The sequence below is a fragment of the Allobosea sp. 01N443 genome (assembly GCF_056399325.1).
The window spans coordinates 1-20,130 of sequence record NZ_JBFTRC010000103.1 but is presented as its reverse complement, the minus strand read 5'-3'; the positions used below and the strand labels follow the sequence as shown (position 1 = coordinate 20,130).

The window sequence follows — 20,130 nt, the reverse complement described above, 5'->3', positions numbered from 1 at the left end:
AGCCCGAGATGCGCTCCGAGGCGCCGATCAGCCTGACTATGCCCTTCTCGGCGTCGATGGCCCATTCGAAGCGCTCGCTCTTCGGCAGCTCGGCCACCGTGCGCGGATCGACCACCTGTTGCGAGAGTGGCGAATAGGTCCAGCCGGTCTTGCGGTTCGGCGTCATCCTGTCGAYCGCCACGATCAGCGCATCGCCCGGCTCTGCTCCCGCAACGGCGAACGGACCGGTCATCGGGTTGCCGCGCGGGGCCCRCTRCACGCCCTCATGGTCGATGCCGGCGGCATCGAGTGTCGTCGTCACGATCGTGTCGCCGCTGGCGACCGTGAGGACCGGGGGCAGCGTGGCCATGACATTGGAATAGGAATGCGGGACGAAACGATGAAGCGCCATAAATCTCACCTGCCAGTCTTGCGGGCGCTTCAGGGAGCAAGGGTCAGCCGTCGCGAAGCGTCCCGGCCGAATCCGTTGTGGATCTGGCCTTGCGTCACCGTAGTCGAAACATTTGTTGGCGCGCTAGCCGGCCGGGGACATGCGCGCGACGCATCCCGGCCTGGACGGGGCGCTTCCCGCGGATCAGGCTGGTGAGGCGGTCCTGACAGAGCCTTCGCCGGCCGCGCGCGGCTCAGCCGCCAAGCGCCTCCGCGACATCGTCAAAATTCCGCAGGCCGGTGCGCGGGGCATAGACCAGCACGGCCATGTTGCCGGGAGCATGCTCGTTCTTCCACATCTTGTGGTGGGCGAGCGGGATCTTCTCCCAGGGAAAGACCTCGGACATGCAGGGGTCGACGCGCCGGTCGAGCACGAACTGGTTGGCGGCGCTCGCCTGCTTGAGATGGGCGAAATGCGAGCCCTGCACGCGCTTCTGCCGCATCCAGACATAACGGGCGTCGAAGGTGATGTTGAAGCCCGAGGTGCCGGCGCAGAAGACGACCATCCCGCCGCGCTTGGCGACGAGGCAGGAGACCGGGAAGGTCGCCTCGCCGGGATGTTCGAAGACGATATCGACATCCTTCTTGCCGGTGATGTCCCAGATCGCCTTGCCGAACTTGCGAGCCTCCTTGGTCCATTCGGTATATTCGGGCGAATTGACCTTGGGCATCTGGCCCCAGCAATTGAACTCCTTGCGATTGATCACGCCTTTGGCGCCGAGGCCGAGCACGTAGTCGCGCTTGCTCTCGTCCGAAATCACGCCGATCGCGTTGGCGCCCGAAGCCGCACACAGCTGCACACCGAAGACGCCGAGCCCGCCCGACGCCCCCCAGATGAGCACGTTGTCGCCCGGCTTGATCGTATGCGGGGCGTGCCCGAAGAGCATGCGGTAGGCGGTCGCCAGGGTCAGCGTGTAGCAAGCCGACTCTTCCCAGGAGAGGTGCTTCGGCTTCTGCATCAGCTGGCGTGACTGCACCCGGCAGAACTGGGCGAAGGAGCCGTCCGGCGTCTCGTAGCCCCAGATGCGCTGGGAGGACGAGAACATCGGGTCGCCGCCATTGCACTCCTCGTCGTCGCCATCGTCCTGGTTGCAATGGACGATGACTTCGTCGCCGACCTTCCAGCGCTTCACCTTGGAACCAACGGCCCAGACGATGCCGGACGCATCGGAGCCGGCGATATGAAGCGATCCCTTGTGGACGTCGAAGGGCGAAATCGGCTGGCCGAGCCCGGCCCAGATGCCGTTATAGTTGACGCCGCCAGCCATCACGAGCAGCAGCACCTCCTCCTCGCCGATCGCCCAGGTCGGCACGACCTCGACCTGGAAGCTCTCCTGCGGCGGGCCATGGCGCTCGCGCCGGATGGTCCAGGCATACATGGTGGCGGGGACATGCCCGAGCGGCGGCAGCTCGTTCAGTTCGTAGAGATCCTTCAGCGGGCGGTGCGGAACAGGCTGCGGCTTGGACATGGCTCTCTCCCCTTGGTCTTCCTCGCCGCCTTGCGCCGCGAAAGGGCGGCCGACGGAGTTGAGGTGATCATGCGGCTCGATGCTGCGCTGCGCTATCCTCCTAAGGAATTATGTCGCACTGCAAAAAACAAGTCCGAATCCCGGCTTATGTTCCGATGGAACGCGAAGATCGTGCCTGAGAAGATTGCGCATCTCCGCCCAGGGCTCGTCGGGCGGCGGCCGATACGCTGCAGCCGAAGATCAGCTCCCCTTGCCTCATGTCCTTCGCTGTGAATTTTGAAACGATCTGCAGACGTTTTTTAACCTCACCAGCACGAGCCTGCATGACCAGCGGCCCAGCCGTGCTAATTTCAGCCCGCAAATACTTTGGAGCGATCGACCATGCGTCTATTGCTGCTACTGCTCGGCCTTCCTGACCTTCCACTGCCGGAATTCCTGGTCTTCCTTGGCTTCGCTGCCGGCTGCGCGCTGCTGCTGGGCTGGATTGCCGACGGCATCCTTGGGGAGCACGGCTTCGGCATCATTCCCAATGCCATCGTCCTCGTCGGCGGCGCCATTGTCGGCGCGATCCTGTGGCGAAGGCTCGGCTATGTGATCATTGCGAACCGGCAAATGGCCACCGCCATTGCCGCCACCACAGCCGGGATTCTGGCGCTCGTGGCGGGCGGGGTCGCCAAGCGGGTGATCTGAGGTCGCTTGCTTTCCTGCCGCATGGTCAAGACAATCGCCGGCATGGACAGTTCCCTCGAGATTCGCGGCAGGCGCGTGCTGCTATGCGCCGAAGACGGCCCGTTGCTCGCCAGCGAGCGCGACATCGGCGATTTCCTGGGTTCGGCCTGGGCCGAAGATGCAGATTTGGTCGTGATCCCGGTCGCGCGCCTGAGCGACGATTTCTTCAAGCTCAGCACGCGTCTCGCCGGCGAAGTCGCCCAGAAATTCGTCAATTACCGGATGCAGCTCGCGATCATCGGCGACCTCTCGCGCTGGAGCGCCGAGAGCAAGGCGCTACGCGATTTCGTTCGCGAGGCAAACCAGGGCCAGGCCCTGTGGTTCCTGGACGACCTGAACGCCCTGGAAGAGCGACTGGCCCCAGCCGAGCGCTGACGGGACCGGCCGCTAGACCGGCCGCGCCGCTGCGAGCATATAGTTCACATCCATGTCGCGCGACGCCGACCAGCGATCGGTGAAGGGGTTGTAGGCCACCCCGGTGCTTTCGCCGAGCTCCAGCCCATTGCGCGCGATTGCAGCCTCGAGTTCCGCCGGCGTGACGAATTTCTCCCAGTCATGCGTGCCGCGGGGCAGCCAGCGCAGGACATATTCGGCACCGACGATCGCCAGCGCATAGGATTTCAGCGTGCGGTTGAGCGTCGCCATCACCAAGAGGCCGCCGGGCTTCACCGCCGCGCAGCAGGCGCCGACGAAGGCCTCGACATCCGCGACATGCTCGACCACCTCCATGGCGAGCACGATGTCGAAGCGCCGCCCCTCGGCGACGAGGCTCTCGATCGTCGTCTCGCGATAGTCGATCGCAAGCCCGCTGCGTTCGGCATGGGCTCGGGCGACCGCGATATTGGTCGGAGCCGGATCGAGCCCCGTGACCTCGGCGCCGAGCCGCGCCAGGGGCTCCGACAGCACGCCGCCGCCGCAGCCGATATCGACCAGCGCCAGCCCCTCCAGCGATCGCAGCGATTTCGGATCGCGCCCGAAGCGTTCGCAGGCGAGATCCTTTACGAAACCGAGCCGCACCGGATTGAACTTGTGCAGCACGGCCATGGGACCCTTCGGGTCCCACCAGGTCCTGGCCATGGCATCGAAGCGCGCAACCTCGGCAGCATCGATCGTCGAGCCGGTTTGAGACGCTGCGGATGCCATGCGTAATTCCCCCTTTGTGCCAATCGGGCGCGGACCGCATTGACACTTGCGGTGCTGCCCGTCATCTACACCCGCCCTTCGCCCGGCGCGAGGGGGACCTTTCGTCCCGGCACGTCGCCGGGCGTTTCTAGAGAGCCCTTGGACCGCTATGGCCCGTCTGGTGATGAAATTCGGCGGGACCTCCGTCGCCACTGTCGAGCGTATCAAGAATGCCGCCCGCCACGTCAAACGCGAGTTCGACGCCGGCAACCAGGTCGCAGTCGTCGTCTCCGCCATGTCGGGCAAGACCAACGAACTCGTGGCCTGGTGCAAGGAAGCGGCACCGCTTTACGATCACGCGGAATATGACGCCGTGGTCGCATCCGGCGAGCAGGTCACCTCCGGCCTGATGGCAATCGTGCTCCAGTCCATGGGCCWGCCGGCGCGCTCCTGGCAGGGCTGGCAGATCCCGCTCTTCGGCTCGGACGCCCATGGCTCCGCCCGCATCGAGGGCGTCGACGGCGCCGGCATCCTCGCCGGCTTCGACCGCAATCGCGAGATCGCGGTCTGCTCCGGCTTCCAGGGCATGCACGCAACGACGAAACGCATCGTTACGCTCGGGCGCGGCGGCTCCGACACCAGCGCGGTCGCGCTTGCCGCCGGCCTCAAGGCCGATCGCTGCGACATCTACACCGATGTCGACGGCGTCTATACCACCGACCCGCGCGTCGTGCCGAAGGCCCGGCGCATGGACAAGGTCTCCTTCGAGGAGATGCTGGAAATGGCCTCGCTCGGCTCGAAGGTGCTGCAAGTGCGCTCGGTCGAGATCGCCATGGTCCAGCGCGTACCGACCTATGTGCGCTCCTCCTTCGACGACCCCGACAATCCCAATCCAGGCACCCTCATCTGCGACGAGGACGACATCGTGGAACAGCAGATCGTCACCGGCATCGCGTTTTCGCGCGACGAAGCCCAGATCACGCTCCGGCGTGTCGCCGACAAGCCGGGCGTGGCCGCGGCCATCTTCGGTCCGCTCGCTGATGCGAACATCAATGTCGACATGATCATCCAGGTCGTCTCGGACGACCAGGCGACCACCGACATCACCTTCACCGTCCCGACCGCCGATTACGAGCGCGCCAAGACGCTGCTCGAGAGCCGCCACGACAGCATCGCCTACCAGAGCCTGCAGGGCGCCACCGACGTGGTGAAGATCTCGGCCATCGGCGTCGGCATGCGCAGCCATGCCGGTGTAGCGGCCCGCGCCTTCCACGCGCTCGCCGAGAAGGGCATCAACATCCGCGCGATCACGACCTCCGAGATCAAGTTCTCGGTGCTGATCGACGCCGCCTATACCGAGCTCGCCGTGCGGACGCTGCACTCGCTCTATGGGCTGGATGCGGCCTGATCCTCAGCGCGTCACGACCGCGCGCAGCACAGCGCGCGGTTTGGAGCCCAGCTGATGCAACACGCGGCCGAAGCCGCCTAGCCGCGCGAGAACTGCAGCCGATGGGCGGTTGGCGTGGTGCGCAGACGCTGCCGGAAATGGTGGCGCAACGCCGCCGCGGAACCGAGCCCGGCGCGATAGGCGACCTCGTCGACCCCGAGCGTGGTCGTCTCCAGCAGATCGCAGGCATGGGCGACACGCTCGTTGAGGATCCACTCGCCCGGCGCGCTGCCAGTGGCCTCTGTGAAACGCCGGAAGAACGTGCGCTGGCTCATGCCGGCCCGGTCGCTGAGCCGCTGCAAGGTCAGGTCCTCGGCCAGCGACGAACGCATCCAGTCGAGCAATGGCGACAGGCGCGACCCGGTCTGCGGCGGTAGCGGGCGACGGACGAACTGTGCCTGGCCGCCGCTGCGATGCGGCGGCACGACCATGCTGCGCGCCACCAGGTTCGCAGCCTCGGGCCCATGGTCGCGGCGGACGATATGCAGGCAAAGGTCGATGCCGGCCGCGCTGCCGGCCGAGGTCAGGATGTCGCCCTCGTCGACATAGAGCACATCGGGCTCGAGGCGCACCGCGGGGTAGCGCTTCGCAAAATCAGCACCGTACTGCCAATGGGTCGTCGCCCTGCGCCCGGCCAACAGGTCGGCAGCCGCCAGCACATAGGCTCCGCCGCAGATCGAGACGACGCGGCTGCCGCCGCGATGCGCCGCGCGAAGCGCGCCCGCCAGCGGCTCCGGCACCGGCTCGGCCAGGCCGCGCCAGCCGGGAACGATGATGGTGCCCGCCCCCTGCAGCAGGTCGAGCCCGCCATCAGCCTCGACCGCAAGGCTGCCATGGGCGCGCAAACGCCCGGCCTCGCCGGCGGCGGTGCGGAATTCGTACCAGTTTTCCGGCAGCCCGGGCCGGCGCGAGCCGAACACCTCGGCGACAATGCCGTATTCGAAGGTGCAGAGCCGGTCATAGGCAACCGCGACGACGCGGTGCGGGGCCTGCGGAGATGCCTTTATGCGCTTTGGCATGATTTTTACGATAGTCGTCTATCTCGCCACTTACCAGCACCGCTTTGGGCGCGCATGGTCCGGCCCGTGATCGCGAGGTGCCGGGCATGGTGATGCGAGTCGAGATGGTCAGGGACAAGCGGAGCAGCCGAACGATGTTGCTGGCGGTCGGCCTCGTGCTGTCCTCCAGCCTGCTCTATGTCCTGGGCTACTCCCTGTCGAAGACCCTGGTCTCCTCCTACGGATTGAGCGCGCTGCAGGTGACCTTCCTGCGCTGTCTTCTGGTCCTGGCGGGAAGCCTCGTCCTGCTGGCCTGGCCAAGGAGCGGCGTCACGCGGGCGCGGTTGCTGCACCCGCCGCGCGCATGGGAACAGCGCGCCGCGGCTGCCGCGCTGGTCGCCTCGAACGTGCTGGCGATCGTCGCCTATAGCCTCATGCCGGTCACGGCAGCCTCGGCGCTTGGATTCACGGCGCCGCTTTTGCTCACTGCACTGGGCGGGCTCTTGCTCGGCGAGCGCGTCTCGCTCGGACGTTGGCTCGGTGCTGCGAGCGGCTTTGCCGGCATGCTGCTGATCGTCAGGCCGAGCGAAGGCGGAGCCTGGCCAGGTATCCTCGCCTCGATTGGCGCGGCCGCCAGCTACGCGCTGTATCAGATCCTGGTGCGCCGGCTGCGCGATGTCGCGAACAGCCTCGATACCGCCATGCAGGTCGCGGTTGTCGGTTTCGCGCTGCTCGCGGCAACGATGCTCTGGTTCTGGCATCAGGTCAGCGCGGAGGCCTTCGCCCTCGTTCTGCTCTTCACGGTGATCCAGACGGCTGCCCTCGCCTGTATCGCTGGCGCGCTCCGGCGCGGCGAAGCCTCCGGACTCGCACCCTGGCAATTCTCCGGCCTGCTCTGGGCGATGCTGATCGACACCCTCCTATTCACGACCCTGCCTTCCCCCGTCTCGCTCCTCGGCGGCGGCCTGATCATCGCGGGAGGCTTGCTGGCACAGGGCAGGGAACGGAGGACGGCCTGAGGCGGCGATCAGCTACCAGCCCAGCTACGCCGCCTGCCTATAGGCGGCGGCGACCTCCCGCATCCAGGCGCAGAACGCGGCAACCCTGGGCCGCACCCGGCCTGTATCGGGGAAGACGAGAAAATAGGCGAAATCCTCGAGCAGCGCGACATTCGCGAGCTGGACGAGCCGCCCCTCCGCGATGTCGGTTTCGATCATCGCCGCCGGCAGCAATCCTGCGCCCTGACCGGAAAGCACCGCTTTCAGCATCAGGCCTGAATCGTCGAAGGACGGCCCGCGCGGCGCACTGAATTCCTCGATGCCCTGCGCCTGGAACCAGCGCTGCCAGGCCTTGCGCTCGCTGTCATGGACCTGCGGCCAGCGCGCCAGGCCAGCCGCATCCTTCGGCCTGCCAAGGGATGCGAGCAGGGCCGGAGCCGCGACGGGAACGACCTCGACCGCAACCAGAAGCTCGCTGCGCAATCCCGGATAATGGCCGAAGCCATGCCGGACCGCGACATCGACCCCGTCGCGGACGAAATCGACCAGAGCAGTACCGGTCACGACCCGCAGATCGATATCGGGATGGGCGTCGTGGAACTGCTTGAGGCGTGGCACCAGCCAGGCGCTCGCGAAGAATGGCGTCGTGCTGATCGTCAGCGGGCCCGTGCCGGGATCGGCGACAATGCGCCTTGATGCCTCGGCGATCTGCCGGAAGGCGTTGCGCACCGGCGGCATCAGGCTCTGCCCGGCGGGCGTGAGGGCCATGCCGCGATTGATCCTCCGGAAGAGCTGCGTGCCGAAATGAAGCTCCAGGGCCTTGAGCATCTGGCTGACCGCGCCCGGCGTCACGCAGAGCTCATCGGCGGCCTCCTTCACGGAGAGATGCCGAGCCGTGGCCTCGAAGGCGCGCAGAGCATTCAGCGGTGGCAGCCGATCGGGTTTCATTTAGTTTTTCTAACTTGTTTTTGCAGGATTGCTAGTTTGCCCCCAGCCCGGTCATTCGTCAAACTAGCTACAACTGATCACTTCATTGCAGCGGATCGCCCGCTCCCTTGAAGTGATCAGCAAGAGAAAAACTCAATCATTGATTTATCCATTCGAGCCGGAGCCATGCATGCCTAGCCTCCCCGACGCGACGCATTACCTCTCATTGTCGGAGCTCGCGGCGCGCATCCAGACGCGCGACATCTCGCCCGTGGCAGTGACGCGGTCGCAGCTCGAGCGCATCGAACGCCTGGACACGGAGCTTCACAGCTTTGCCGGCGTGATGGCCGATACCGCGCTGGCCGAGGCAGAGGCCGCGGAGGCAGAGATCGCGGCCGCGCGCTATCGCGGAYCGCTGCATGGCGTGCCGATTGCCGTGAAGGACCTGTTCTGGACGCGAGGCTTTCCGACGGCCGGTGGGATGCTGATCCACAAGCAGCACAGGCCGCGGGAGGATGCGACGGTTGTGCGCCGCCTGCGGGAAGCGGGAGCCGTGGTGCTGGGCAAGCTGCAGATGACGGAAGGGGCCTATTCCGACCACCACCCCATGGTGACGCCGCCCCGTAACCCCTGGAATGCCGCGTACTGGACCGGAATCTCGTCGAGCGGCTCGGCTGCGGCGACGGCGGCCGGCCTGTGCTACGGCTCGCTCGGCTCAGATACCGGAGGGTCGATCCGCTGGCCCTGCGCCGCGACCGGCCTGACTGGGCTGAAACCGAGCTGGGGCCGCGTCAGCCGTCACGGCGTATTCGAGCTGGCCGCAACGCTGGACCATGTCGGGCCGATGGCGCGCGATGCCAGGGATGTCGCCGCGATCCTGCACGTCATCGCCGGTGCCGATCCCGCGGATCCGACCGCGCTCGGCGCGCCGGTTCCCGACTATCGCGCAGCGACCTGGCAAGGCGTCGGCGGCGTACGGATCGGCATCGATCCAGCCTGGAACAGCGAAGGGGTCGATGCGACGACGCAAATGGCTCTGAACGAGGCCATCGCAACCTATCGCGCGCTCGGAGCCGAGATCATCGAGGTCCGCTTTCCGGATGTGAAGCAGATCGTCGCCGATTGGGCACCGAACTGCGCAGTGGAAGCCGCCATCGCTCATGAAGCGACCTATCCCGCGTGCAAGGACGAATACGGCCCGGTTCTCGCCTCGGTCATCGAGACGGGCCGCGCGCTGTCGGGCCTCGACTATCAGCGCCTCCTGCTGCGACGCATGGCCTTTCGTGGACGCATCGCCGCCCTGTTCGGCACAATCGATCTGCTGCTGACCCCGGTTCAGCCTTTCGCGCCGCTGACGCTCGCGACGATCAGTACATTGGGAGAGCAGCCCGGGCTGATCGCCGACCTGCAGCGCTATACCTGCCCCTTCAACATGACCGGCAACCCGACGCTCACATTGCCCGGCGGCTTCTGCGAGGGAATGCCTATCGGGCTCCAGCTCGTTGCAGCGCAACTGGGCGAGGACATGCTGATCCGTGCCGGCACAGCCTTCCAGGCAGAGACCACATGGCACCGCCAGCACCCAACCCTTTGAGGAGCCTTGCGATGAGCACCAATCCGGCGCGTCCCGCCTCCCCGATCTTCCATGGCTGGCTTGTGGTCGCGGCGGCGTTTGCGGTCACCTTCGTCGGTTTCGGCAGCGCCTATACCTTCAGCGCCTTCGTCGAATCCCTGCAGGCGGATTTTTCCGCCTCCCGCGCTTCGGTTTCCCTGGTCTTCTCCCTCGCCGGCTTTCTCTATTTCGGCTTCGGACTGATCAGCGGCCCGCTTGCGGACCGCTGGGGAGCCCGTAGGCTTGTCTTCCTCGGCATGCTCCTCACCGGGCTTGGCATGGCCGCGGCGGGAGCGGCGCGGAGCCTGACCGAGATCTACCTGGCCTATGGCCTTGGCGTCGGGCTCGGCATCGGCTGCTCCTATGTTCCAGCGCTGGGCGCGGTGCAGCGCTGGTTCGTCAAGCGCCGCGGCTTCGCATCGGGTCTCGCGGTCAGCGGCATCGGTGTCGGCACGCTCGTGATGCCGCCGCTCGCCTCGCTCCTGATCGAGCAGATCGGCTGGCGGAACGCCTATTTCACGCTTGGCGGGCTCGCGGCGATCATTGGTGCAGCGATGGYGCTCCTGATCGAAAGCGATCCGCGCCAACGCGGGCTGCTGCCGGACGGGGACGCCCTGCCCCCAGGCGGCATCACGGCACAGGCGACCGGCATGTCGATTCGCGAGGCGGTGTGGTCGCGCCCCTTCATCAGGCTCTACGCAGCCTGCCTGATCGGCTCGTTCGGGGCCTTCGTCCCCTTCGTCCACCTCGTGCCCTACGCGCTAGATCGCGGCGTCCCGCAGGGTCGGGCCGTCCTGCTGCTCGCGCTGATCGGTGTCGGCAGCACGGCCGGCCGCTTCTGCCTCGGGAATCTGGCGGACCGGATCGGCCGCCACCGCGCCCTCCTCGTCATGTTCCTGGGCATGGCCGGCGCTCTGGGCATCTGGTGGCTCTCGAGCGGATTCGCGATGCTGGCCGTCTTCGCCCTGCTCTATGGCGTCTTCTATGGCGGCTGGGTCGCCGTGCTGCCGGCGGTCGTCATGGACAATTTCGGCGGGCGCAATGTCAGCGGGATCATCGGCATTCTCTATACGAGCGTCGCGTTTGGAACCCTGATCGGACCGACGGCCGCCGGGCTCATCTTCGATCTGAACCAGAGCTATGCGATCGCGATCCTCGCCTGCGCCTGCGCCAACCTCCTCGCGGCTCTCATCGTGGCACGCTCCGCAAGCCCCCCACGCTCCCTGCCGCGTTGACCTCGCCTCCTGCCGCCCCGATGATGCCGGCATGTCCGCCGGCCCCGCCTCCGCCGCCCCCGAATTCGATCCTGCCCGGCTCGAAGCCTTCCTGCGCTCCGCCCTGCCCGGGCGGGCGGCCGGCGCGATGGCGCTGGAGCGCATCAGCGGCGGGCAGTCGAACCCGACCTTCTTCCTCTCCTTTCCCGAAGCCGGCACGCGGCTGGTCATGCGCAAGAAGCCGCCGGGCCCGCTGCTGCCCTCGGCCCATGCGGTCGACCGCGAATACCGCATCCTCAAGGCGCTCGCGGGTTCGCAGGTGCCGGTGCCGCCGGTGCTGCTGTTCCACGCGGAAGACGATATCGTCGGCACGCCCTTCTATCTGATGGAGCGGCTCGACGGCCGTGTCTTCCATGACGCGGCGCTGCCGGGCGTGGTGCCGGCCGAGCGTCGGCAGATGTATTTCGCCATGGCCGAGACCCTGGCAGCGCTGCATCGCTTCGACTGGCAGGCGGCTGGGCTCGCCGATTACGGCAAGCCGGGAAACTATTATGCCCGACAGCTCGCGCGCTGGGGCCGGCAATGGCGCGAGACCAGGACCCGCGAGATCCCCGAGATCGATCGGCTGATCGATTGGCTGACCGCCCATCTCGATGAAAGCGCGGAGACGACCATCGTCCACGGCGATTTCCGGCTGGGCAATCTGATGTTTCACCCGGTCGAGCCGCGCGTCGTCGCCGTGCTCGACTGGGAGCTCTCGACGCTCGGTCATCCGCTCTCGGACGCCGCCTTTTCCTGCCTGCCCTGGCATTCCGGCCCCGCCATGTATCAGGGCATCATGGGCCTCGACCGCGAGGCGCTCGGCATCCCGACGCAAGCCGAATACCTCTCCCGCTATTGCGCAGCGGCCGGGCGCAAGGACGGGCCGGGACGCTTCCATCTCGCCTTCTCGCTCTTCCGCTTCGCCGTCATTCTCGACGGCATCGCGGCGCGCGCCAGGGCCGGCAATGCCGCGGCGGAGAATGCGGTCGCGGTCGGCGGGATGGCGGAGAGCTTCGCGCGGCAGGCCGCAACCATCATCGACCAGAGTTGAACGGGGATCACCATGGATTTCGCCTATTCCGCCAGGGTCGAAGAGCTCCGCTCACGGCTGCAGGCCTTCATGGATGCCCATGTGCAGCCGGCCGACGCCATATGGAAACATGAGGTCGAGGCCGGGCGCTATCCGCTGGCACTGATCGACGGGCTGAAGGAGAAGGCGAAATCCGAGGGCCTGTGGAACCTATTCCTGCCGGCGCTGAAGCCCGACGAGCCCGGCACACGGCTGAGCAATCTCGAATACGCCCCCCTGGCGGAGATCATGGGCCGGATCTTCTGGTCATCGGAGGTGTTCAACTGCAACGCCCCGGACACCGGCAACATGGAAATCCTGCACATGTTCGCGACGCCGGCGCAGCGCGAACGCTTTCTCGTGCCGCTGATGAAGGGCGAGATCCGCTCCTGCGTCGGCATCACCGAGCCCGGCGTCGCCTCCTCCGATCCGACCAATCTGCAGACCACGATCACCCGCGACGGCGATGACTATGTCATCAACGGCCGGAAATGGTGGACCACCGGCGCCCTGCATCCAAACGTCAAGTTCTGCATCGTCATGGGCCTCTCGGACACGCGCCCGGAGGCCGACCCGCACAAGCGCCATTCCATGGTGATCGTGCCGATGGATACGCCGGGCGTGAGCGTGATGCGCAACCTGCCGCTGCTCAACCACCATTCGCCGGAAGGCCATACCGAAACGGATTTCGACACTGTCCGCGTGCCGGCCGCCAACATGCTCGGGGAGGAAGGCGCGGGCTTTGCGCTGGCTCAGGCGCGGCTCGGGCCCGGCCGCATCCACCACTGCATGCGCACGATCGGCCAATGCGAGGTCGCGCTCGAACTGATGGTCGAGCGCGCGCAGCAGCGGAAGGCCTTTGGCCGGCATCTCTCAGACTATGCCAATGTCCAGGACTGGATTGCCGAAGGGCGCATGGAAATCGACCAGGCGCGGTTGCTCTGCCTGCGCGCCGCCTGGATGATGGACAAGCACGGCAACAAGGCCGCGCGCACCGAGGTCTCCGCGATCAAGGTCGTGGCGACGCGGCTCCAGACCAAGATCGCCGACCGGGCCATTCAGGTCTTTGGCGCCGCCGGTCTCTCCAATGATACGCCGCTCGCCTTCATCTATAGCTGGGGCCGGGCGCTGCGCTTCATCGACGGGCCGGACGAGGTGCATCTGCGCACGGTCGCCCGTGCCGAGATCAAGAAGCGGCAGGCGAGCAATCGCAGCACGATGGCCGAGCAGGGCGTAAAGATGCCCTATCTCAAGCCCGCGGGTTAAGGCACCGGCCCGGACCGGGACGTGGTCCGGATATCCAGCAGGCCGCGCAGAAACCGGGTGGAAGCCGGTGCCCGAGGCATGGGAGCCTTCCTCGACACGCACATGCCAGTCGAAGAAGGCCCCCGCCATGCCAGCCKCGGCAAAATTGCCCGAACCTCCATCCCTCGCGGCGCGCGTCGACGCGCTGCACTGGCGCCGGATCGAGGCCGAACTCGACTCCCATGGCGTCGGCCTGACCGGGCCTTTGCTCAGCCCGGCGGAATGCCGCGCGCTGGCTGCGCTCTATGCCGACGAGAGCCGTTTCCGCAGCCGCATCGTCATGGCGCGGCACGGCTTTGGCAGTGGCGAGTACCAGTACTTCGCCCATCCGCTGCCGGAGATGCTGGCGGCCCTGCGGCCGGCCATCTACGAGCGCCTCGCCCCCGTGGCGAACCGCTGGAACGAGACGCTCGGGATCGCGCAGCGTTATCCCGACGCGCTCGGCGCCTTCCTGACCCTGTGCCACGAGGCCGGACAGACCCGGCCGACCCCGCTGCTGCTGAAATACGGCGCCGGCGACTATAACTGCCTGCATCAGGACCTTTACGGCGACCTGTTCTTCCCGTTCCAGATGGTCATCCTGCTCTCGCAGCCAGGCGTCGATTTCACCGGCGGGGAGTTCACCCTGGTCGAGCAGCGTCCGCGCATGCAATCACGGCCCGAGGTCGTGCCGCTGGCACAGGGAGAGGCCGCTATCTTCGCCGTGCAGCACAGGCCGATGCGGGGCTCCCGCGGCACCTACCGCGTCAATCTCCGCCACGGCGTCAGCCGGGTGCGCTCGGGCGAGCGCTACACCACCGGGCTGATCTTTCACGACGCGCGCTGAGTCTTACGCACTCGCCCAGGGGACAGCGCGTTTCGCGTTCAGCCCGGCGCCGAGGGCCGCGCCTCCTGCTCCATGCTGCTGCCGCGCAATCCACCGGGAACGCAAAGCTTCGGATAGAGCCGCGACATCTCGCGGATCAGGAACTTCACCGGCACATCGAAGAAGCTGCCGTGCTGGGCGACATAGTCCATAAAACTGCGGCCCTGCCCATCGAAGCTCTGCAGCAGCGCATCGCTCTTGCCGTCGAAGCCGAGCGTCGCAACGCCGAGCCTGTCGCAGAGGCGCGCGTTGAAGGTCGGAGAAGCCTTCAGCCAGCGCCCGTCGAGGAAAACCTCGGTATAGCCGTGATAGGCGAAGACATTGGTGCCGACGGCCTCCAGCAGGCGCGGCGTGGCGAGATGGTTCTTGACGTCGGCGAGCCCGATGCGAGCGGGAATGCCGATGGCCCGGCAATAGGCTGCATAGAGCGCAGCCTTGCCGACGCAGTAGCCGATGCCGGCCGCCAGCACGGAGCTGGCGCGATAGGTCTCGGGGTTGAGATAGTCGCCATAGGGGTCATAGCGGATGCCGTCGCGCACCGCCTGATAGAGGATGCCGGCCTGCCCGGCAGGGTCGCTGAGGCCCGAAGTCAGCAGGCGCGCCTCGGCGATCACCATCGGATGGTCGCTGTCGACGAACTCAGCGGGGCTCGTGAAGAGAACGTGGTGGGAATCCTGCATTGCCAATCCTCTCAAGCATCGGCGGGAAAGTGGTTTGCGGCCTTCGGACAAAGCCGATGCAAATACTAAAAGGGCGAGATCGTCGGACCGGACCCGATATCCGGCCCCGGTGATCTACTGGCCCGTGAACCGGGTTGGCCGCTTCTCCAGGAAAGCCGAGACACCCTCGCTGAAATCCGCGGTCCGGGTCGAGGCGTGGAAGGCGTCGCGCTCGGCGTCGAGCTGGGCGCTCAACGTGTTGCTCAGCGAAGCGCCGAGCAGCGCCTTGATGCGGCCATAGGCCTGGGTCGGCCCGGCAGCCAGTTTGCGCGCCAGCGCCATGGCTTCGGCATCGAGACACTCGGCCGGCACGGTGCGATTGATCAGGCCGAGCCGCAACGCCTCGCCCGCATCGATCGTCTCGGCGAGCAGCGCCAGCTCCTTTGCCTTCTTCATGCCGACGATGCGCGGCAGATGATAGGTCCCGGACCCGTCCGGCGTCGCACCGATCCGGGCATAGGCCAGCGTGAATTTCGCATTCTCCGCGGCGATCGCCAGATCGCAGGCAAGCGCCAGGCTGAATCCGGCTCCGGCCACCGCGCCATGCAGGCAGGCGATCGAAGGCTGCGGCAATTCATCGAGCCTTTTCAGCCCGGCATGCAGCGGCGTGATGATCGCCTCGATCGCGGTCTCGGGGTCGCCACCAGCGGTGAATTGCGAGACGTCGCCACCGGCGCAGAAGCCCCTGCCCGCGCCCTTCAGCAGGATGGCGCGGACATCCCGGCGCGCCGCGATCTCCTCGATTCGGGCCAGGAAAGTTTCCGCCATGGCCGCATCAAAGGCGTTCAGCACGTCGGGACGATTCAGCGTCAGCACTGCGACACCGGCCTCGACGGTCAACAGAATGGAACTGGAGGGATCGGTCATCGGCGGATTCCGGAGCTGCGATTGCCCCGGTTCTACCATGGGCATTTCGGCCTGCGGCACTCCGAATCCTGCGCCACGGACGCGCAGAAATGCTCGCAAGGCGAGCGCGAAGCCCCGGGAGCTCTCTCGGTTCAGAGGGCCCCCGGGACTTCTCCCCTCGTCAGGCGACCGCAACCTTCGGTGTATTGGCTTCCTCGCGGCTTTCGAGCGCGGCCATTGCGGCCTGCACGCCGCCGCTGCGATGCGGCACGCCGGCTGCCGCCAGCCCCATCTCCACGCCGGACAGCGCGCCAAGCAGGGTCAGTTCGTTGCATTCGCCGAGATGGCCGATCCGGAAGACCTTGCCGGCCACCTTGCCGAGGCCGGAGCCGAGCGAGATGTTGAACTTCTCGAGCGCCACCTTGCGGTAATGGTCGGCGTCGTGGCTCGGCGGCATCAGCACGGCGGTCAGCACCGGCGAATATTCCGCGGGGTTCTCGCAGAGGATGTCGAGGCCCCAGGCCTTCACCGCGGCCCGCGTCGCCGCGGCAAGGCGCTCATGGCGGGCGAAGACCGCGTCCAGCCCCTCCTCATGCAGCATCCTGACTGCTTCGCGCAGGCCATAGAGCAGGTTCGTCGCCGGCGTGTAGGGGAAAAAGCCGTTGGCGTTGATCTTGACCATCTCCTGCCAGTCCCAATAGGAGCGCGGCATTGTGTTCGCCCGGGAGGCGGCCATCGCCTTTTCCGAGATCGCGTTGAAGCTGAGGCCCGGCGGCAGCATCAGGCCTTTCTGCGAGCCGGAAACCGTGACGTCGACCTGCCATTCGTCGTGCCGGTAGTCGACCGAGGCGAGCGAGGAGATGGTGTCGACCATGAAGAGCGCCGGGTGGCCGGCCTTGTCGATCGCCTTACGGATCTCGGCGATCCGGCTGGTCGAGCCGGTCGAGGTCTCGTTATGGACGACCATCACCGCCTTGATCTTGCGGCCGCGGTCCTCGGCCAGCTTTGCCTCGATCGCGGCCGGGTCGGCGCCGCGACGCCAGTCGCCCGGAATGAAATCGACCTCGATGCCGAAGCGGCCGGCGATCTGGCGCCAGAGGGTGGCGAAATGGCCGGTCTCGGCCATCAGCACGGTGTCGCCCGGAGAGAGCGTATTGACGATCGCCGCTTCCCAGGCACCGGTCCCGGAGGACGGATAGATCACCACCGGCTGGCTGGTCTTGAAGACCGACTTGGCACCGTAGAGCACCTCGCGCCCGAGCTTCGCGAACTCGGCGCTGCGGTGATCGATCACCGGCATGTCCATGGCCCGCAGGACCCGGTCAGGGACCGGGCTCGGGCCGGGAATCTGGAGGAAATGGCGACCCTGCTGCGATGCCATGGCGATAACTCCCTATTCGGACGTGGCGGCGCTTCCGGCTCGCCGCTCGTGATCGCCGATGTTTTGCATTCATTTTTGTCTTTGGCAACACCGCTCGCGCGTGCAATATTATGCTGGCCGATCTCGACACGGGGCCGCCCACTCGCGTAGCAAACCAGCATGACGACTATCGCGCTCGACACTGAGACGACCGAAAGCCCGTCGCTGCGACGCGAGGACGGCACCGGCCAGACATCGCTGCACGGCGAACTCCTGGCCGCGCTGCGCGACTATATCGTCGAGGGCAATCTCGCCGATGGCGCACGCGTGCCCGAGCGCCTGCTCTGCGACCGGTTCGGCATCTCGCGCACGCCGCTGCGCGAGGCGCTCAAGGTCCTGGCCGCGGAAGGGCTGATCGACCTCCTGCCCAATCGCGGCGCACGCGTGCGCGCCCTGAGCGCCGATGATCTGCGCGAATTGTTCGACGTGATGGGCGGGCTCGAAGCCCTGGCGGGGCGGCTGGCCTGCGAACGCATCAGCGACGAAGAAATCGCCGAAATCGAGCAATCTCATCACGAGATGTACCGTTTCTACCTGCGGCGCGACATGCACGGCTATTTCCAGTGCAACCAGGACATCCACCGCATGATCGTCGCGGCCGCCGGCAATGCGACGCTCAGCGCGACCTATAACAGCATTGCCGGCCGCATCCGGCGCGTACGCTATTCCGCCAATCTCGACAAGGAGCGCGACCGCTGGGGCGAGGCGATGCGCGAGCACGAGGCGATCCTCGATGCCCTGCGCCGACGCGCCGGCAGCGAGCTCAGCGACATCATGTTCCTGCATCTGCGCAACAAGCGAAAAGCCGCGCAGCATCAGAGCGCCGCGCAGGCGGACGACGAGAACAGCCTTGCCTGAGTCCAACCCCAGCCTGAGACCTCCCCGGCATTGATACGGGACGGCGGCCGGGCAGTGTCGTCGTCAATTCGGCCATCATCATTTTTCAGATTGAATGCAAAATTTTTTGATTCTAGGCTCTCGCCACGGCGCCGACAGAGCGCGTTGCAGGGAGGTTGGAAGAGATGAAGCAGCATTGGCTTGCCGCTGGCGCGGCGCTCGTAGCAGTTACGACCCCCGCCCTCGCCTGGGAGCCGACCAAGGCCATCGAAATCGTCGTGCCTTTTTCGGCCGGCGGCGCCTCCGACCAGATGGCGCGGACGATGCAGGGCATCATCCAGAAGAATAACCTGACCTCGCAGCCGATCATCGTCGTCAACAAGCCGGCCGCCGGCGGCGCCGAGGGCATGCTCGACATCCAGAAGGCGGCGGGCGACCCGCACAAGCTGATCAYCACGTCGAGCGGCATCTTCATGACGCCGATGGCGACCAAGCTGCCGCTGAACTGGACCGAATACACGCCGATCGCGATGATGGCGCAGGATTCCTTCGTGCTCTGGGTCAACGCCAAGGCGCCCTACCAGACCGCCGGCGACTTCATGACAGCGGCCAAGGCCGCCTCGCCCCCGCTCAAGATCGGCGGCACCTCGTCGAAGCGCGAGGACAACCTGATCGTCTTCGGCATGGAGAAGGCCGGCGGCGTCAAGTTCGCCTATATCCCGCACACCAGCGGGGGCCAGGCCTCGACCCAGCTTTCCGGCAATCACATCGACGCCAGCACGAACAACCCGGCCGAGGACGTCGCCAACTGGCGCGGCGGGGCGACACGGCCGATCTGCGTCTTCTCCGAACAGAAGATGACCTACTCGACGCCGGTCGCCGACGGAAAATCCTGGGCCGATATCCCGACCTGCGCCTCGCAGGGACTGAACGTCACCTATCAGATGCTGCGAGGCATGTTCATGCCCGGCAAGGTCACCAAGGAGCAGCAGGCTTTCTACGTGAACCTGTTCAAGAAGGTCTCCGAGACGCCGGAATGGAAGGACTACCTCGCCCGCAGCGCGCTGGTTCCGGACTATCGCGACGGCGAGGCGTTCGTGACCTTCCTCAAGGCCGATGAGGAGAAGCACGCCAAGCTGATGGGCGAAGCCGGCTTCACGGCGAAGTAGCCCTTGCATGATCGGACCGGAAACATATCCGATCCGATCATGCAGCCTTCTACGTTTGCATCGGCTTTTCCGAAAACCGCGCCCACTTTTCGGGCCGATGCCTGAGCCCGACCGGCCCGCCGTCACGGCGGGCCTCAACCCTCTGCCGACGTCCGGAGATGTCGATGTCCGCTCATCCTGAAGGCGAAGCGCCGCGCGGCCTCTCGCGCCGCCCCGTCGAACTTGGCACGGCCGCGATCCTGATCGGCCTCGCCTTCGTCGTGCTCTGGGATTCCTATGGCCGCGGGGCCGGCTGGGACAATGGCCCGCAGAACGGCTTCTTCCCCGCCCGCGTCGGCTGGCTGTTCCTGGCCGCCTCGCTGTTCATCCTGGTGCAGTCCTTTCGCACAGAGAACAGCGTCTTCGTCACCTTCGAGCAGCTCGGGCAGGTCTCGCGCGTGCTCGGCCCGCTCGTTCTCTTCGTCGCGCTGATCCAGCCGCTCGGGCTCTATGTCGCCGCGAGCGTCTTCATCCTCGTCTTCATGGCCGTCGTCGCGACCTCGCGCTGGTGGAGCATCGTGCTGACGGCCGTCCTCGTGCCGATCGTCTGTTTCTGGATCTTCGAACAGCAGTTCCGCGTGCCCCTGCCCAAGGGTCCGCTCGAAGCCATGCTCGGCTATTGAGGTTGCGCTGATGGAAGACCTCTCCTCGCTGATCGCCGGCTTCCAGGTCGCGCTCTCCTGGCACAATGTCGGTTTCATGGTGATCGGCGTGGTGCTCGGCATCATTGTCGGCGTGCTGCCGGGCCTCGGCGGTCCGAACGGGGTCGCGATCCTGCTGCCGCTGACCTTCGGCATGGACCCGACCTCGGCGATCATCCTGCTTTCCTCGATCTACTGGGGGGCGTTGTTCGGCGGCGCGATCACTTCGATCC

General features: G+C 66.3%; 20 protein-coding genes and 1 pseudogene. 13 read left to right on the top strand and 8 right to left on the bottom strand.

The window, feature by feature from the left end; genetic code table 11:
• Both AC1DRP_RS22550 and ccrA read right to left on the bottom strand, forming a co-directional pair.
• Positions 1-391 (bottom strand): annotated as a pseudogene (locus AC1DRP_RS22550) (acetamidase/formamidase family protein); the annotation flags it as partial.
• 232 nt (positions 392-623) lie between these two features.
• Positions 624-1,898: a crotonyl-CoA carboxylase/reductase gene (ccrA, locus tag AC1DRP_RS22545; protein ID WP_441504814.1), complete on the bottom strand. Its 1,275-nt coding sequence runs from the start codon at positions 1,896-1,898 to the stop codon at positions 624-626.
• Positions 1,899-2,279: 381 nt separating this feature from the next.
• On the opposite strand from ccrA, the gene AC1DRP_RS22540 reads away from it, so the two are divergent.
• Positions 2,280-2,588, top strand: a complete 309-nt coding sequence (locus AC1DRP_RS22540) for a hypothetical protein (RefSeq protein WP_441504815.1) — start codon at positions 2,280-2,282, stop codon at positions 2,586-2,588.
• Between the two features lie 42 nt (positions 2,589-2,630).
• Positions 2,631-3,002: a DUF4180 domain-containing protein gene (locus tag AC1DRP_RS22535; protein WP_441488782.1), complete on the top strand. Its 372-nt coding sequence runs from the start codon at positions 2,631-2,633 to the stop codon at positions 3,000-3,002.
• 12 nt (positions 3,003-3,014) lie between these two features.
• Here AC1DRP_RS22535 and ubiG read toward each other — a convergent pair whose 3' ends face one another.
• Positions 3,015-3,770, bottom strand: coding sequence for a bifunctional 2-polyprenyl-6-hydroxyphenol methylase/3-demethylubiquinol 3-O-methyltransferase UbiG (ubiG, locus tag AC1DRP_RS22530; RefSeq protein ID WP_476769602.1), 756 nt, complete (start codon positions 3,768-3,770; stop codon positions 3,015-3,017).
• A 148-nt stretch (positions 3,771-3,918) separates the two neighbouring features.
• On the opposite strand from ubiG, the gene AC1DRP_RS22525 reads away from it, so the two are divergent.
• On the top strand, positions 3,919-5,157 hold the full coding sequence (locus tag AC1DRP_RS22525; RefSeq protein WP_476769601.1) for an aspartate kinase: 1,239 nt from the start codon (positions 3,919-3,921) through the stop codon (positions 5,155-5,157).
• Between the two features lie 77 nt (positions 5,158-5,234).
• On the opposite strand, the gene ftrA is transcribed toward AC1DRP_RS22525, so the two are convergent.
• A complete protein-coding gene (gene ftrA / locus AC1DRP_RS22520) occupies positions 5,235-6,215 on the bottom strand; it encodes a transcriptional regulator FtrA (protein ID WP_441488785.1) in 981 nt (326 codons plus the stop codon).
• 86 nt (positions 6,216-6,301) lie between these two features.
• Between ftrA and AC1DRP_RS22515 the strand changes: the two genes are divergently transcribed.
• Entirely contained in the window at positions 6,302-7,213 is a 912-nt protein-coding gene (locus tag AC1DRP_RS22515; RefSeq protein ID WP_476769600.1) for a DMT family transporter, read from the top strand.
• A gap of 24 nt (positions 7,214-7,237) precedes the next feature.
• Here the strand turns inward: AC1DRP_RS22515 and gcvA are convergent, their stop codons facing one another.
• Entirely contained in the window at positions 7,238-8,140 is a 903-nt protein-coding gene (gene gcvA, locus AC1DRP_RS22510; RefSeq protein ID WP_441504819.1) for a transcriptional regulator GcvA, read from the bottom strand.
• Positions 8,141-8,309: 169 nt separating this feature from the next.
• On the opposite strand from gcvA, the gene AC1DRP_RS22505 reads away from it, so the two are divergent.
• The 5 genes from AC1DRP_RS22505 (at position 8,310) to AC1DRP_RS22485 (ending at position 14,187) form a co-directional block, all read left to right on the top strand.
• Positions 8,310-9,713 (top strand): amidase, encoded by a 1,404-nt coding sequence (locus tag AC1DRP_RS22505; protein WP_476769599.1) that lies wholly within the window; start codon positions 8,310-8,312, stop codon positions 9,711-9,713.
• Positions 9,714-9,724: 11 nt separating this feature from the next.
• Positions 9,725-10,966 carry an MFS transporter gene (locus tag AC1DRP_RS22500; RefSeq protein ID WP_476769598.1) on the top strand — a complete coding sequence of 414 codons (1,242 nt, stop codon included), beginning with the start codon at positions 9,725-9,727 and terminating at the stop codon, positions 10,964-10,966.
• A 31-nt stretch (positions 10,967-10,997) separates the two neighbouring features.
• Positions 10,998-12,038, top strand: a complete 1,041-nt coding sequence (locus AC1DRP_RS22495; RefSeq protein ID WP_441488790.1) for a phosphotransferase family protein — start codon at positions 10,998-11,000, stop codon at positions 12,036-12,038.
• A gap of 12 nt (positions 12,039-12,050) precedes the next feature.
• Positions 12,051-13,322: an acyl-CoA dehydrogenase family protein gene (locus tag AC1DRP_RS22490; protein WP_441504822.1), complete on the top strand. Its 1,272-nt coding sequence runs from the start codon at positions 12,051-12,053 to the stop codon at positions 13,320-13,322.
• A gap of 127 nt (positions 13,323-13,449) precedes the next feature.
• A complete protein-coding gene (locus tag AC1DRP_RS22485; protein ID WP_476769597.1) occupies positions 13,450-14,187 on the top strand; it encodes a 2OG-Fe(II) oxygenase in 738 nt (245 codons plus the stop codon).
• 38 nt (positions 14,188-14,225) lie between these two features.
• Here AC1DRP_RS22485 and AC1DRP_RS22480 read toward each other — a convergent pair whose 3' ends face one another.
• From AC1DRP_RS22480 to AC1DRP_RS22470, 3 genes are all read right to left on the bottom strand, one after another.
• On the bottom strand, positions 14,226-14,906 hold the full coding sequence (locus AC1DRP_RS22480; protein ID WP_476769596.1) for a transglutaminase-like domain-containing protein: 681 nt from the start codon (positions 14,904-14,906) through the stop codon (positions 14,226-14,228).
• 114 nt (positions 14,907-15,020) lie between these two features.
• Positions 15,021-15,812 (bottom strand): enoyl-CoA hydratase/isomerase family protein, encoded by a 792-nt coding sequence (locus tag AC1DRP_RS22475; protein ID WP_441504825.1) that lies wholly within the window; start codon positions 15,810-15,812, stop codon positions 15,021-15,023.
• 160 nt (positions 15,813-15,972) lie between these two features.
• On the bottom strand, positions 15,973-17,172 hold the full coding sequence (locus AC1DRP_RS22470) for a pyridoxal-phosphate-dependent aminotransferase family protein (RefSeq protein ID WP_441504826.1): 1,200 nt from the start codon (positions 17,170-17,172) through the stop codon (positions 15,973-15,975).
• A 159-nt stretch (positions 17,173-17,331) separates the two neighbouring features.
• On the opposite strand from AC1DRP_RS22470, the gene AC1DRP_RS22465 reads away from it, so the two are divergent.
• From AC1DRP_RS22465 to AC1DRP_RS22450, 4 genes are all read left to right on the top strand, one after another.
• Positions 17,332-18,069, top strand: a complete 738-nt coding sequence (locus AC1DRP_RS22465) for a GntR family transcriptional regulator (protein ID WP_441504827.1) — start codon at positions 17,332-17,334, stop codon at positions 18,067-18,069.
• Positions 18,070-18,233: 164 nt separating this feature from the next.
• Complete coding sequence (locus tag AC1DRP_RS22460) at positions 18,234-19,217, top strand: Bug family tripartite tricarboxylate transporter substrate binding protein (protein ID WP_476769595.1); 984 nt, start codon at positions 18,234-18,236, stop codon at positions 19,215-19,217.
• A 164-nt stretch (positions 19,218-19,381) separates the two neighbouring features.
• Entirely contained in the window at positions 19,382-19,879 is a 498-nt protein-coding gene (locus tag AC1DRP_RS22455; protein WP_441504829.1) for a tripartite tricarboxylate transporter TctB family protein, read from the top strand.
• A 10-nt stretch (positions 19,880-19,889) separates the two neighbouring features.
• Positions 19,890-20,130: tripartite tricarboxylate transporter permease (locus AC1DRP_RS22450; protein ID WP_476769594.1), on the top strand; the 241-nt coding region annotated here is incomplete at its 3' end.